Below are 15,155 nucleotides of genomic sequence, written 5' to 3'. Positions count from 1 at the left end.
TAAAGATATTGTAAAGTTAATTGAAAATCCCCTCAAATGATCCTACTTAATAAGCAGATGAACTTAAAGCACTTGATTGCCGACTAAAAGCAACAAGTGCTTTTTATTTCGGAATTACAATATTTGGTGAATTATATATCCAAAAATACCAAAACAAAAGTTTCAAATGATGAAGTGCTTCCACAATTCTCTTTCATGATATGAAGAAGTTTTCAACGACTGGATTATCGTAGCAGAAGTAGGAACTGGCGGGTTAGCGTCACAAATTGTTATTCCATTAGATATAGCAGCAACAGCTACTGTGGCAAGTCTTTTTGTACATGGTGGATTTGTTTGGAATAAATCGATTCAAAATACTAAGGATACTATTCAAAAAATCCAGTCTTCTGGTGGGGGTGCGGCTAACGGTAAACCTAGCAGTAACAAAAATACAAATGTAGATAATTTTGATGCAAAAACAGCTACAAATAAGCAAAAAGGGAACTATGGTGAAATAAAATCTAGTGACAATTTATTGAATAATCAAAGTTTAAAAGAAGCTGGATTTGATTTAAAGCCAGTCGGAAAAAGTGCATCATCAGGCATAAATGATAAAATAGTAAAAGGGATTGATGGATTATACGAAAATGCAAATGCAGAATCAAAGATCAAATACGTTATAGATGAAGCTAAGTTTGGTAGTTCACAATTGGGGAAAACTAAAGATGGACGACAAATGTCAAATGATTGGTTGAATGGTGCGAAGACCCGAAAAAGTAGAATATTGATGGCAGTTGATGGAGATGCAAAATTAGCATCAAAGATTACGAAAGCATTACAAGATCAGGAAGTTGAGAGAGTGTTATCAAAGGTTGATAGTAGTGGAAATGTGAAAACATTTAGAATAGATGCAAAGGGAGACATAATTGGAGAATGGCCATAATTTAAGGAACTAGGAGGAATTGAATAGTATGAGAGATCCTTTATGTATAGAAGAAAAATGTAGAGAAGGAATAGAATATAATAAAGAGTTTATTGAGGAAAATAGAGAGGAGATTAAAAGTTTTGAAGAAGATGAAAGGAATGGTATTCAAAGAAAGGCTAAAGATAATAAAAGTCTTATAGAAGGAAGGTATCTATTAAATTTTAATTATGAGTTAGAGGATATTAACGCAAAATATTCCCTAGGAGAAGCTATCCATACAATAGAAGGAGATTTTGACAAAGCTCTTATTAATTTGAGGCATATAGGGGAAAATGAAGTTGGATATTTAAATCTAATTTGGATGATATCTCTAGGGATTTTATTAGAAACAGATAAAAAGAATCTTGTAAGTTTAGCCAAGCTAGTTGAGAAGGAAAATATGAACGACGCAGTAATCGATTTCCTCTTATGCGCTAGTGATATCGGATACACAAAAATGACGAATAGATATTATAAAGAAAATCCATATGCAAAAACGAGAGAGATTATAGAACTTGCACAAACAGATAAAAAAGAAGCGTCTAAAAGATTGCAAACGTACATGGAGAAAGAATGGTTTAAAGGCCATTATGATTATGAATGGAAAAATGCACATAAAGAACCTGGATATGTGGGGTATTGGAGCTTTGAGACAGCTGCAATAGTAAAGATACTCGGACTTGATGATACAAGTTTAAAAGATAATAATCATTATCCATATGATTTGGCACATTATAAAAATGAAATGAAATTCAAGCATATAGACCTAAGTGAATATCACTATGAAGATGAGACAGAAGAAATCGAGGATATAGTAGAAGGAATTGAACATAATCCTGCATTGGAAAATATTATTCCGCCAAAATGGCATTCATTGGTCAATGAATTAATACATGATTATGAGAATATGGATGATAGTAGTTTTTATGAAAAATACAAAAAAACGATAGGAATAGGTCAAGTGTGGTTCTTACCACAAGAGTATGAAGAAGAAAATGAGCAAAAAAATCTATTAGGAAGTTTAATTGTGTTTGCCCTGACGGTAAGAGATTATATATTACAACTGGACTATAAAGACGATTTAGAAGACTACATTGATAATCTTAAAAATTTCTGGAATGTTTCAGAAACAAAGTTAGTTCAATTTATATTAGAAAATGATCAAAATTATTATGCATGGGTACCAAAAGAAGCAAGCATCCCAAATATGTATGAAGTGAAGATTGAGAGTGTCGATGTACAGGAAGTTCTATAACGAACAAATCGAAATGGTTTTTATTATATGTAATATTAGAATGCATTTTACTAGTTAATTGAAAACAATGTATGCGTGGGAGTAAAAAGGATGTATTGTTACTAAAAATTAGAGGGAAAGAAGGCTGTTGGATTGAGTTAAGCACCTCATTGTCAATATACGACAATAGGTGCTTTTTTGCGTGCAATGAAGAAAAAATAAAAGATTCATTTTCACTCTATTTCATCTTCGAATTACATGTTATAATTTGGAAAAAATATATTCTTAATTTTTAGATAATTAAAAGGTGGTAGATAATATATGAGTACATTAAAGAAAATTACTAATAATATTTCGAAGGTTATTATAGGAAAAGACGAATCGATTGAACTGGCAGCTATAGCTCTTATAGCAAGAGGACACATTTTATTAGAGGATGTACCTGGGACAGGAAAAACAACATTAGCGAAAAGTTTGGCTAAAAGTGTGGACGCCAAATTTCAAAGAATACAATTTACAGCGGATACTTTGCCTGGAGATGTTATTGGCCTTGAATACTTTGATGTGAAGGAATCGGATTTTAAAACAAGGTTAGGACCCATTTTTGCAAATATCGTATTAGTGGATGAAATTAATCGAGCTGTACCGAGAACACAATCTTCGTTACTTGAGGTTATGGAAGAGCGTACGGTTACAATTGCGAAACAGACACATTCATTACCAGAACCTTTTTTAGTTATAGCAACGCAAAATCCACTCGAATCAGCGGGCACATTTCCTTTACCAGATGCTCAATTAGACCGATTTTTACTTACGATTCGCCAAGGTTATCCTACGAGAGAAGCTGAAAAGGAAATGATGAATCGGTTTCAAATGAATGATCCGTTAGAAACATTACACTCTATTATTTCAAGTGAAGAAATTATTACGATGCAAAAGCGTGCAAGAGAAGTGTTAGTAGGGAATGATGTGCAAGATTATCTTCTTGAAATTATTGAAGCAACTCGTAACCATGAGTTAATTGAAATTGGTGTAAGCCCTCGGGGAACGTTGGCATTTATGAGAGCGATTCAAGCACGGGCAATATTAAATGAAAGAGATTACTGTACGCCAGATGATATTAAGACGCTCACTGCATCAGTTTGTGCTCATCGTTTAACGTTAACGATTGAGGGAGAGATGAAAACGACGAAAGAACAAATTATGAAAGAAATTCTTCATACGATTAGTGTGCCAGTGGAGAATGTACGATGAATCAACAGCTTGTGTATACACCTTTAGCGGAGCCTTTCGTAATGGGGGTTATGTCAGTTGTAGCCGTTATTTTAAGTGTATTTTCAAGTAATCTACTGTTTTTATCTCTCGTATTTTTATATGTAATTTTAATAGGTGCTATGCATGTATATATACGTAAAGTATCTCGTGTTGAATGGGAATACAGTCAAGGGAATTCGAATGTTTTTATAGGTGAAACGAATATGTGCAAAATGAAAATTTCAAACAAGTCGATATTTCCTATTCTTAATATCGTATTTCGATTTAAATGTGAAAATAAGCTAACTTGGAATCATGATGAAATAAACAAAAATCATAGTACAGGTTCAAATTATTATATGAATTTTAATTTAAAAGGAAGGGAGTCAGTTTCATTTGATTTGCAAGCTGTAGCGTTAAAAAGAGGCATCGCGAAATGGGAAGAAGTTGAAATTGTTATTACTGATCTCTTTGGATTTATAACGAACCATATAACATATAAACAAGTTGATACGCCCTCTTATTTAGTCTTACCAGCTGTTCCGAAAATACAAGTTCCTGAATTACAAGAATGGTCACGAGGATTTCGAAAAGCGATGTCTTCACCCTTATATGATGAAACGAAAGTAATGGGAGTAAAGTCTTATGAAAATGAAGATTTTCGTTCCATCCACTGGAGTGCAACAGCGAAAACAGGGACGATAATTGCGAAAAAGTATGAGCGAACACAATGTGATAAATACGCGATTTATCTCAACTTGCAAAATAAAAGTGGTGTTTCTTTGCGAAATGATATAGAGGAACTAATTGAATTAACAGCAGGTATATGCAAACAACTTCTTATGCAAAACTGTTCGTTTGAAGTATGGATCAATAGTGTAAAAGATAACGGTTTGCTACATATAAAAAATGGGGATAATCGGAAACATTTGCAAAATGTATTAAGGGTACTTGCCTCGATATCAGACCAAGATACGCCTATATCTTCTTCTTACTTTTACACAGCAGGCTTTCGTCGAAAGGAACTGGATGCGGTTCCTTTAATTATTGGTACTTCACCAAAGAAATACAGTAGAACGAATAAATGGATTGTAATGAAAGAATAAGAAGGGGCTTATGTCATGGTGAATAAAAAGCGACATATGAAAGTGAAGTTATGGAGTGTGAGAACTTTAATCATACTTTTCTTTGCGATTAGTGCGATAACGTTATCACAAGGTATTGTGTATGTACAAGACATAGTAAAAGAGCGTTTTTTCAGTAAGACTAAGACAATATCGGAAAGAAATTATGACTTTACTAGTATAGGTGAAAATTTTGATGATTCCAAAATAGATGAAGATGAATATGAAGAAGTAAAAGATACGGGTATAAGAACGAAAACGGGTAAAAAATTTCAACCTTTCGAAAGAGAAAGTCTATGGAGTGACGTGCTTTCTGTTCTTTCAAATGTATGGATTACTATAGTTTTTTATGTGATAATCGCAATATTAATTATATATGCCATCTACAAGTATATTAGGAACAAATTGATGAGAACAGAAATAGTACAGGAGAAAGAATCGATCACAAAGCAAACTGCGGTAAGAAGCATAAAGAATGAAAAAGTCATTCATCAGTTAGAACGGCCGTTACCGACAGATAAGATAAGAAAAACGTTAGTTGAATGGGAAAGAACATTACCATTTCATGAACAGAGAAGGTCCTATGAAACGATACAACAATGGTTAAAAAGAATTTGTAGAACAAGAGATATTATCTCGTTATATGAGTCTGTTCGTTATGGTGAAAAGACGTATACGGATTTAGATGTGGAAGAAATAATGAAGTGGGTAGAGGGAGACGGGAAGGTGGATACATAAATATCCACCTTTTCTATTTTTATACGGAAATTTGATTAACATGAATTATTTTCTTATATGAAATCGTCTTCAAATAGGTAAACAAAATTAACTTTATTTACTTATACTTCATTACATGTTAACCTATACTTAATTTTTATAAATTATAATTAATTTTTGATTTTTTAAGGGTGTGAAAATGTAATGAAATCGGTATTAAAAAGCATACTTATTTCCTTTGTTTTTTCAGCAGTAGGTATGTGTTGGTTACTGTACGTATTATTCAAAGGAGACGGAGACTGGTTATTGTCTTGGATAGGTGTATTAATGGCATATTTATCTTTATATACTTTAATAGATTTATATTGTAAAAATACATACGATAAAAAAATAAATAAATGGCTTATAAAAACATCGGTGACTAGTTTTAGTTTTGCTGTATTAGGAATCTCATTTTGTATCATACATGAGCTATTAACACCGTGGAGTCTTAGTTTAATGGTGTGGTATTGGTTGCTAATGTTAGTATTATTTTTAACAACTATAATATCATTAATCAGTTTAGTATTTGTTAATCGTAAAAATCACAATTTCACCGTTGGATATAGAATGCTCATACTTCTAAATATATTTCTTACACTAGGACCAGTATTATGGCCGCTATTACTTTCTATTATTGGAAATGGTATGAATGCTAGTGCGGGCTGGTAAAAAGGAATATAAATTAGTTGTGTAAAGAATAGGATGAAAAGTTGATATAGAATTTTAAATGTTTAAGAGAACATGTTTACATAAAAAATGAAAACATGTTCTCTTTTTATTTGCATGCATAACTCTTCCTCAGTTTACCGTATTTAAATTTAAACGTAAGTATTTCGTAAGGAATGGATAAGAAAAAAGAGAGATTTATCATATAGGATGAAAGTATAGCTTGAATCAATCCGATATTAATGGAGGAGAGAAAGCCTTATGAAAAAATGTAATTCAATTAAGTTAGCAAGTTTTGCAGTTTTATTAGCGGGTACTGTTCTATTCACACCTGGTTTTACTGTGACTGCAGAGTCAACTCAAAATATTTCTAGTTCGTCACAAGTACATGATCAAAAGAATCGTAATGGCTGGAAACAAGTAATGCAGGAAACAGTACAGCTTGGTGCTGTAGGAATATTAGCTAAGGCGTCTAACAACGGAAAAACTAGTAGTTTTACTGCTGGCGTGGCGGACTTAAGTACAAAGAAACCGGTGAATTCGGATTATCGCTTTCGGATTGGTAGTGTGACGAAGACGTTTACTGCGACGACTGTGCTTCAATTAGTAGGAGAAAATCGCTTACAACTTGACGATCCAATTGAAAAGTGGCTACCGGGTCTCGTGCAAGGAAATGGGTATGATGGTAATCAAATTACGATACGACAACTTTTGAATCATACGAGTGGTATCGCTGAATACTTAAAGTCAAAAGACGCGGACATAATGAATTCGAAAAAAACGTATACAGCAGAAGAAATAGTGAAAATAGGCCTTTCGCTGCCTCCAGATTTCTCGCCGGGTAAAGATTGGTTGTATTCAAACACAGGATACGTAATACTAGGAATGCTTATTGAAAAAATAACTGGAAATAGTTATGCGGAAGAAATCGAAAAGCGAATTATTGAACCTTTGGATCTATCAAATACGTTTTTACCAGGAAATTCACCCGTCATCCCAGGAAAGAATCATGCTCGTGGATATGTGAAAATGGAAGGAACAGGCGAGTTCAAAGATATTACGTATTATAATCCGAGTTTAGCTAATGCAGCTGGAGATATGATTTCTAATGCGGATGACTTAAATAAGTTCTTTTCATCTTTACTTGGTGGTAAGTTACTGAAGGAACGCGAGCTAAAAGAAATGCTTACTACAGTTCCTATAGAAGGCAAAGGGGTTGGTGACGCATACGGTCTTGGAATCTATGAGACTAAACTTCCAAACGGTGTTTCAGTTTGGGGGCATGGAGGAGGAATTCCTGGATTTGCAACTTTTGCTGGGGGAGTAATTGGAGGCAAACATACATTAGCTATCAGTCTTAACTCAATAGGTGGGGTCGATATTGTTCCGCAGTTAAATAAAATGATGCAAATTGAATTTAATAAATAGATGAAAAGAAAATGAATAGAATTTTGTTATAGTTGTATTTAAAAGAGGTGCTTTTTTAAGTTCGCAACTATGGACAGTAGTTGCATTTATGATATGACATCAAGTGTATTCCAAAGTGAAAATCAATCTTAATGCTTACGACAAAATAAAAAAGGATGTCAGTTACATGACATTCTTTTTATTTTGGATAAAAGAGGTATGTATATAGTTCTGAAAATTGTTATTTTTTAAATTTTTACATATAATGAAGGATATAGGGGCACCAATAGGGGAGTTATGAATGGAAAATACTTTAGTTAGTTAAATATTACTCGTTTTAATCAAAATAATTATGAGTTGATTTGGAGTTGAATACAATGGGGAAAAATCATTATAAATGGAGTAATAAACAATTACGAGAACATGTTGAAGTACTAGATGGTAAGAGAAGCACACACATATTATTAAAGAATGCAACATATTTAAATTCTTATATGCGCGAGTGGATGACAGCGAACATTTGGATATATAATGATCGAATTGTATACGTAGGGGAGCAGCTGCCAGAGCAATTAACGGAGTGTGAAGTTGTTGATTGCGAAGGAAAGTATGTCGTACCCGGTTACATAGAACCACATGCACATCCGTATCAGTTGTATAACCCAGAGACGCTAGCGAATCATGCGATGCAGTTTGGGACAACAACTTTTATTAATGATAATTTAACTTTATTTTTCACATTAAAGCGTGAAGAAGCATTTCGTTTATTAGATGAATTCAATAAGATTCCAGCAAGTATGTATTGGTGGTGCCGTTTTGATGGACAGACTGAATTGCAAAACGGAGAATCTTTGTTTAATCGTGAAGAAATAATAGAGTGGCTGCAGCATGAAGCGGTTCTTCAAGGCGGCGAGCTAACAGCATGGCCAAAACTATTACATGGCGATGATGAAATGTTAACTTGGGTGCAGGAAACGAAGCGATTGCAAAAGAAAGTAGAAGGACATTTTCCGGGTGCATCTGAAACGACTTTAGCGAAGTTAAAACTGTTAGGTACAGATTGTGATCATGAAGCGATGACAGGGCAGGAAGTTTTCACTCGTCTTATGCAAGGTTACACTGTTTCCCTAAGAAATTCTTCAATCCGCCCAGATTTAGAAGTTTTACTGAAAGAATTGTTGGAACTAGGCGTAAAGCAGTTTGATAGATTCTTTTTTACAACAGACGGCTCACATCCTTCGTTTTATGAGAATGGAATGACAAACGTTATGATTTCTACCGCGATAAAACAAGGCGTGCCAGTAATAGATGCATACGATATGGCAAGTTATAATATTGCTCGCTATTATAATATGGAACATGTACATGGTTCGATTGCGACAGGTAGAATTGCTAATATCAATATTTTAGAAAGTAAAGAAAACCCAGTACCAATCAGTGTCCTTGCAAAGGGGAAATGGGTGAAGCGTGACGGTGTAAATACACATGAAGCATTACATATAGACTGGAGTAAACATAAAGTAACTCCATTATTATTAGATTGGTCAATAGAAAAAGAGGATATGATTTTCTCTAATAAAACGGGGATACACTTATTAAACAACGTTATTACAAAACCATACACTAGTGAAATTAATATAGACTGTGATGAATTGTCCACAGATCATGATGAATGTTTCTTTATGATGATTGCTCGTGATGGCAGTTGGCAAGTGAATATAGCTGTGAAAGGTTTTGCGAAAGAACTAGGTGGGCTTGCTAGCTCTTATTCTGGTACAGGTGACATCATTCTTATCGGAAAAAGAAAAGAAGATATGCTCACAGCTTTTCGTAGAGTAAAAGAGCTCGGTGGTGGAATGGTCATAGCAGAAAACAATGAAGTGTTACACGAAATAGCATTACCATTGCTCGGGATTATGTCTAATTTAAAAATGAGAGAATTAATACAGGAAGAGAAACAGATGGTGAAATTACTACAAGAGCGTGGCTACGCGCATGATGATCCAGCATTTACAATTTTATTCTTTTCTGCGACGCACTTGCCTTTTATACGAGTAACACCTATAGGATTATATGATGTGAAAAGTAGTAAGGTAGTTGCCCCGCCCGTGAATTTGATAAAGCAATATTAAAAGGAAAGATCCTATAAAAATTTTATAGGATCTTTCTCATTATTAGCATAAGAATATTGTAAGCCTCAAATGATATAGTATCTAAATCATTTGAGGTGATATGTAAATATGAAAAAAATATTTTACATTTTAAGCGTATTTATTCTGTGTGTATCGATACAACACGTTGTACATTCCCAATCAGATGCACCAGAATTATCTTCGGATTGTCTCGAAGAAAGAAAAGTTAGAGATGAAAAGCATGTGAAGAATATAATACAGGACATTAAATCCACATTTAATTTAAATATTGATGAACATAGTTTTTGGGAAGTAAGTAAAAGAGATCTGGAGGCTGCTCATTTGATGTATGGTGGAAAGGAAAATGATTCTTATTATAATTCGCTAACTAAAATTTATGATAGTGGTGGATTTAGCGAACAGCCCAGCTTATTTGTGAGGGCACAAGAAGCATTTTTACTTTATAAAGAAAAAGATAATATCAATGTAATGAAACGCCTAAAACTAGACGTTGAAAAAGGGGAATGGCTCGTTATAAAAACGAAAAAGAAGAAAGGGAAAAAAGTGAAATTCAAGCTGTTGCAATGTGAAAAAGATTATATGAAAAAGAGAAATGAATAACAAAATACTTATTCATACTGTTTTTATTCAACGATATTTTGCTGTTGATGTGAAATAGAAAAAGGTAAACGAACATATTAGCTTTATGGAATATGTTTGTTTACCTTTTTTTGAGAGATTTAATAATTGGGGATTATTTACTGGCTAATGAACTTATAATATTCAATGAATTTGTTCTTCATAAACATTAGATTTTGTGTCAAATGATTTATACATTACCGAACCACCTATGTATATTTTATTCTACAGTATTTATAAAAGAATGTTGGCTATTCATAAGAAATATGATTGGCACGGTTTTTGCTTGTATTACATGTAAGGAAGGGAGATTGTATGTAAGGAATCTGTACTCGTAATAGTATAAAACAAGCTACTATTGCATTATTAATCATAGTTGTATTTATAGCGGAACTGTAAATACATACAAATAAGTGGTTTTTTTGAATTTAAAATTCTGAATTTTCTTTTAAGTTATTAGGGGGCAATGGGATGGTTAAATATTCGAAAATTTCTAAGTGGATTCTTGGTGTTGGATTAGTGACAATAACATGTAATGGTTTGCAAATTCAAGCAGAGACAAAAGAGCAAAATGTGAAGAACGTATTACAAATGGAGCCGGTAGGAATACAGAAATCTGTTGATGAATTGGCGCACCCTTCAAAAGTACAAGAAAATGCATCTTTTACAAAACGGTTAAAATTAGCGGATTTATCACAGCGCCCACTAGCACCAACCGATAATATTAAACCGTTAGCTGAAGAAAAAAAGTATTCAATGGCTGAGTTAAATCAATTAAATAATAAACAATTAACTGATCTTCTTGTGACAATTAAATGGTATCAAATTCCGGAATTATTTCAGTTTAATAGTGATAGTCTTAAATTCTATCAAGATGATAGCCGAATGCAAGCAATTATTAATAAACTAGCAGAACAAGGACAAGCTTATACGAAAGATGATTCAAAAGGGATTGAAACATTAGTAGAAGCTCTACGTGCAGCATTTTATTTAGGTTTTTACCATGATGAATTAAGCAAACTAAATGAGCGTAGCTACCATGATAAGTGTTTACCAGCTTTAAAAACAATTGCAAAAAATCCAAATTTCAAACTTGGTACATCAGAACAAAATAAAATAATTGCATCATATGGAAAATTAATTGGAAATGCATCAGCAGATGTTGAAACGGTTTTATATGCAGGTGAAATTTTTAAACAATATAACGATAATCTTGCAACTTTCATTGAAGACCGAACAAAAGGAGACGCTATATATGAGTTGATGAAGGGAATTGACTTTGATATTCAGACGGATATGTACACGACTGGAAAAGAGCCAAAAGATACGATGTGGTTTCGGAATATCGATAACTTTATTAATGAAGTAAATCGTTTTGCACTACTTGGTACAGTAACAAATAAAAACGGATGGTTAATTAATAATGGAATTTATTATGCTGGCCGATTGGGCAAGCTTCATAGCACGCCGACAAAAGGACAACAAGTTGTTACAGATGCAATGCGAATTTACCCATATTTAGGAGAGCAATACTTTGTTGCGGCAGAACAAATTACTACAAATTATGGAGGAATAGATGCGAATGGAAAAACTGTAAATTTAGATCAAATTCGAGAAGAAGGTAAAAAGAAATATTTACCGAAAACGTATACGTTTGATGATGGAGCAATTGTCTTTAAAGCTGGGGATAAAGTTAGCGAAGAGAAAATTAAACGTCTATACTGGGCGGCAAAAGAGGTGCGTTCTCAATTTTATCGTACAGTTGGTAGCGATAAACCACTTGAAAGTGGACATGCTGATGATGTGTTAACGATGGTTATTTATAATAGCCCAGATGAGTATCAATTTAATCGTCAACTGTACGGATATGAAACGAATAATGGTGGGATTTATATTGAAGGGACAGGAACTTTCTTTACATATGAACGTACACCAGAGCAAAGTATTTATAGTCTGGAAGAATTGTTCCGCCATGAATTTACGCACTACTTACAGGGAAGGTACGAAGTTCAGGGATTATGGGGCCAAGGGGAAATGTATCAAAATGAACGTTTAACATGGTTTGAAGAAGGGAATGCAGAGTTCTTTGCAGGTGCAACTCGATTAGATAGTGTAGTACCGCGAAAAAGTATAATTGGCGGGTTATCTAACGATCCTGCAAAACGTTATACAGCATCACAAACGTTAAATGCGAAATATGGAACGTGGGATTTTTATAATTATTCGTTTGCGCTGCAATCATATATGTATAATAAGCGCCCAGAAATGTTCGATAAAGTACATGATTTAATTCGCGCAAATGATGTTTCAAGTTACGATGCATACCGTGCTACATTAAGCAAAGATAATAAGTTAAATGAAGAATATCAATCTTATATGCAAATGCTTATTGATAATCGCGATAAGTATACGATTCCACAAGTATCAGATGAATATTTAACTCAACATGATCCAAAATCGCTTTCGGACGTTACTTCAGATATTACGAATGAAGCGAAATTAAAAGATGTGAAAGTAACAAAGAATAAATCACAATTCTTTAATACATTTACACTACAGGGAACATATACAGGAAGTGTGGCTAAAGGAGAAGTTGAGGACTGGAAAGTGATGAATGAAGCAACAAATGATATGTTGAAACGTCTTTCAGGAAAAGAGTGGACTGGATATAAAACATTGACTGCTTATTTTGTAAATTACCGTGTAAATAATGCTGGGCAATTTGAATATGATGTTGTGTTTAGCGGAGTGAATACGGAAGAAGGTACGGCTGTAGAAAAAGAACCAAATAATTCATTTGAAACAGCAAACCCACTATCTTTGAATATTTTGTTAAGAGGAACCTTGAGCGATCAAGATCAGGGGGATAAATTTGTTATTGATGTAAAGGATCAAAAAGATTTACAAATTTCTGTTACGAACGAACAAAATCTTGGACTGAACTGGGTATTATATTCTGAATCAGATTTAAATAATTATGTAGCTTATGCAACAAAACGTGATGGAAACAAATTGCTTGGAAATTATAATGCAAAGCCAGGGAAATATTACTTAAGTGTATATAAGTATGGTGGTGGAACAGGGAATTATACGGTACAAGTAAAATAGTTTACTATAGTTTGTTTTGAAAGGCTACTTATCGCATTTTTTAGCGAAATAAAGTATGTAATGTTAAACATTAAACTAAGCCAACATATCCCTGTTCTAATTATAGAACAGGGATATGTTGGCTTTATATTTTCAAATTAAATAACCTCATTGGATTTTGACAAGAAAATAATTAATATAGATTTGAATTCTCATTCGTAAAGCATGTTTTAATCTTCTTAATGCTCTTTCATTTTTGTCTCAATGCTTGTTTTCAAATCAGTTGATACTTGATTGAAATACCCCAAAACGATCTCCCTAATATCATCGGATATAACTTTCAAATCACTAGCTAAGTTTTCAGCGAGATGTTCTTTTTCTATTGGCTGTAACTTCGTATAAAATTCACCAGCCTGCGTAAAGTCATCCTGTTTCATTATAGAAGTTCTTTCAAGTTTACCTTCAACGTACCTTCCTTCACCGGTTGTAATTTGATTAGCAGGTGTCCAATCTTGCTGCTGGTTAATCGTTAATTTGCGAAATTCTGGACCAATTCTTCTTCTTTGTGAATCACTGTAAATGTTAGCGCGCCCTTGCAGCATTTTATCATCTGATAGTTCTGCACCATCCAGTAAATTAGAAGGAGAGAATGCGACCTTTTCTACTTGTTCCATAAAATTTTCAGGATTTTTATTTAATACCATTTTCCCGACTGGTATGAGAGGATACGTCTGTTCATCCCATACTTTTGTGTCATCTAAAGGATCATAAGAAAGATGCGCTTCATCTTTCGGATCCATGAGCTGGACGTATAAACCATACTCCACTGGTTTACCATTTTCAATTGCATCATATAAATCTTTCCCGCTATAATCAGGATTTTCGGCAGCTAGTTTAATTGCTTCTTTACTAGTAATGTACTGTACACCTTCAAACGGGTACCAATGATACTTTACATACTTTCGATTACCTTCCGCATTTCTCCATACATATGTATTAACACTATGTCCTGGAATGTGGCGAAGACTTTTGGCCGTACCATTATTAGAGTATAAACGGACAACAAAATGAATAGATTCAGGTGCTTTAGCGACAAAACTCCAAAATCTATTAGGGTCTATTAAGTTATTTTTAGGTGAAGGCAATAATGCTTGAATCGTTTCAGGGAAACGCATTGGATCACGGACAGAAAAAACAGGAATGTGATTACATAAAAGGTCAAAAATGCCTTCTTTTGAATAAAATTTTGTGGAAAAACCGCGTACATTTCTAGCAGTATCCGGTGTTCCTTTCGTACTAACAGCTAACGAAAATCGAACCATAACAGGAACTTTCTCATTAGAATTTTGTAAAAAACTTAATTTAGTATGTTCAGACATCGAATATATCGTTTGAAAATAACCGAACGCACCAAATCCTTTTACATGAACAGGTCTTTCTAAAATTTTTTCATGAATAAATTGTTGTAATGACTCATGCAGTACACTATCTTGCTCTAGTACAGGTCCACGTGAACCAACTGTTTGAGAGTGAAATTTAGCTGGTTCAGTAAGTTCTCGATGTTTATTAAAGTCTTCTTCTAATAATTCTTTCCTATGTTTATCATATTTTTCATTCATCGATATAGCCTCCAAATTTTTTCGTCGATTGTTACTAAATATGATTTTATAGTCTCGATTATGTATGACATACAAAGTTCAAAGCAGTAACATACCGCTAGATGAAAAAAACACATATGTAGTGGACCTGTTGAAATAGAAGAAATTATGGAAAAATGAATATCGGGAAGAGAAAGCACACGTTTTAATAAAAAATGTGGAAGAAAACCACTATTAAAATTTCAATCTTAAAACTTAATTTATAAACGATTATATAGAGAATAAACGTTAAAAAAGGAAAAATAACTAGGA

General features: G+C 33.5%; 11 protein-coding genes. 10 read left to right on the top strand and 1 reads right to left on the bottom strand.

Annotated features, from left to right (window positions below; all coding sequences use genetic code 11):
• Positions 1–301: 301 nt before the first annotated feature.
• The 10 genes from ACTL4X_RS14935 to colA all read left to right on the top strand — a co-directional run bounded on the left by ACTL4X_RS14935 (position 302) and on the right by colA (position 13,266).
• Positions 302–922 (top strand): hypothetical protein, encoded by a 621-nt coding sequence (locus ACTL4X_RS14935; RefSeq protein ID WP_000157554.1) that lies wholly within the window; start codon positions 302–304, stop codon positions 920–922.
• Between the two features lie 28 nt (positions 923–950).
• Positions 951–2,198: a PoNi-like cognate immunity protein gene (locus ACTL4X_RS14930; protein WP_001205552.1), complete on the top strand. Its 1,248-nt coding sequence runs from the start codon at positions 951–953 to the stop codon at positions 2,196–2,198.
• A 300-nt stretch (positions 2,199–2,498) separates the two neighbouring features.
• On the top strand, positions 2,499–3,431 hold the full coding sequence (locus ACTL4X_RS14925; RefSeq protein WP_000105663.1) for an AAA family ATPase: 933 nt from the start codon (positions 2,499–2,501) through the stop codon (positions 3,429–3,431).
• Positions 3,428–4,537 carry a DUF58 domain-containing protein gene (locus tag ACTL4X_RS14920; protein ID WP_001075941.1) on the top strand — a complete coding sequence of 370 codons (1,110 nt, stop codon included), beginning with the start codon at positions 3,428–3,430 and terminating at the stop codon, positions 4,535–4,537. The genes ACTL4X_RS14925 and ACTL4X_RS14920 overlap by 4 nt, the downstream gene beginning before the upstream one ends.
• A 15-nt stretch (positions 4,538–4,552) precedes the next feature.
• The gene (locus ACTL4X_RS14915) at positions 4,553–5,293 is read left to right on the top strand and encodes a hypothetical protein (protein WP_000247497.1); all 741 of its coding nucleotides are present in this window, start codon (positions 4,553–4,555) and stop codon (positions 5,291–5,293) included.
• A 183-nt stretch (positions 5,294–5,476) separates the two neighbouring features.
• The gene (locus ACTL4X_RS14910) at positions 5,477–5,983 is read left to right on the top strand and encodes a DUF3902 family protein (protein WP_000843838.1); all 507 of its coding nucleotides are present in this window, start codon (positions 5,477–5,479) and stop codon (positions 5,981–5,983) included.
• A 258-nt stretch (positions 5,984–6,241) separates the two neighbouring features.
• Positions 6,242–7,408, top strand: a complete 1,167-nt coding sequence (locus tag ACTL4X_RS14905) for a serine hydrolase domain-containing protein (protein WP_000710640.1) — start codon at positions 6,242–6,244, stop codon at positions 7,406–7,408.
• Positions 7,409–7,764: 356 nt separating this feature from the next.
• Positions 7,765–9,519, top strand: coding sequence for an adenine deaminase (locus ACTL4X_RS14900; RefSeq protein WP_000517625.1), 1,755 nt, complete (start codon positions 7,765–7,767; stop codon positions 9,517–9,519).
• A 108-nt stretch (positions 9,520–9,627) separates the two neighbouring features.
• Entirely contained in the window at positions 9,628–10,140 is a 513-nt protein-coding gene (locus ACTL4X_RS14895) for a hypothetical protein (protein ID WP_000719372.1), read from the top strand.
• 489 nt (positions 10,141–10,629) lie between these two features.
• Positions 10,630–13,266: a collagenase ColA gene (colA, locus tag ACTL4X_RS14890; protein WP_000241891.1), complete on the top strand. Its 2,637-nt coding sequence runs from the start codon at positions 10,630–10,632 to the stop codon at positions 13,264–13,266.
• 218 nt (positions 13,267–13,484) lie between these two features.
• Here the strand turns inward: colA and ACTL4X_RS14885 are convergent, their stop codons facing one another.
• Positions 13,485–14,864 (bottom strand): catalase, encoded by a 1,380-nt coding sequence (locus tag ACTL4X_RS14885; protein WP_001003610.1) that lies wholly within the window; start codon positions 14,862–14,864, stop codon positions 13,485–13,487.
• Positions 14,865–15,155: the final 291 nt, after the last annotated feature.

It is taken from the genome of Bacillus sp. RE35, from assembly GCF_052146655.1.
Taxonomy (GTDB): Bacteria; Bacillota; Bacilli; order Bacillales; family Bacillaceae_G; genus Bacillus_A; species Bacillus_A cereus.
Note: the sequence above shows the minus strand (reverse complement) of the source record. Positions and strands in the feature narration are given on the sequence as shown.

Excerpts from the sequence above, each read along its gene's own strand:
- ACTL4X_RS14905 (WP_000710640.1), top strand. The coding sequence starts at position 6,242 with ATGAAAAAATGTAATTCAATTAAGTTAGCAAGTTTTGCAGTTTTATTA.
- ACTL4X_RS14915 (WP_000247497.1), top strand. The coding sequence starts at position 4,553 with ATGGTGAATAAAAAGCGACATATGAAAGTGAAGTTATGGAGTGTGAGA.
- colA (WP_000241891.1), top strand. The coding sequence starts at position 10,630 with ATGGTTAAATATTCGAAAATTTCTAAGTGGATTCTTGGTGTTGGATTA.
- ACTL4X_RS14895 (WP_000719372.1), top strand. The coding sequence starts at position 9,628 with ATGAAAAAAATATTTTACATTTTAAGCGTATTTATTCTGTGTGTATCG.
- ACTL4X_RS14885 (WP_001003610.1), bottom strand. The coding sequence starts at position 14,864 with ATGAATGAAAAATATGATAAACATAGGAAAGAATTATTAGAAGAAGAC.
- ACTL4X_RS14930 (WP_001205552.1), top strand. The coding sequence starts at position 951 with ATGAGAGATCCTTTATGTATAGAAGAAAAATGTAGAGAAGGAATAGAA.
- ACTL4X_RS14910 (WP_000843838.1), top strand. The coding sequence starts at position 5,477 with ATGAAATCGGTATTAAAAAGCATACTTATTTCCTTTGTTTTTTCAGCA.
- ACTL4X_RS14925 (WP_000105663.1), top strand. The coding sequence starts at position 2,499 with ATGAGTACATTAAAGAAAATTACTAATAATATTTCGAAGGTTATTATA.
- ACTL4X_RS14920 (WP_001075941.1), top strand. The coding sequence starts at position 3,428 with ATGAATCAACAGCTTGTGTATACACCTTTAGCGGAGCCTTTCGTAATG.
- ACTL4X_RS14900 (WP_000517625.1), top strand. The coding sequence starts at position 7,765 with ATGGGGAAAAATCATTATAAATGGAGTAATAAACAATTACGAGAACAT.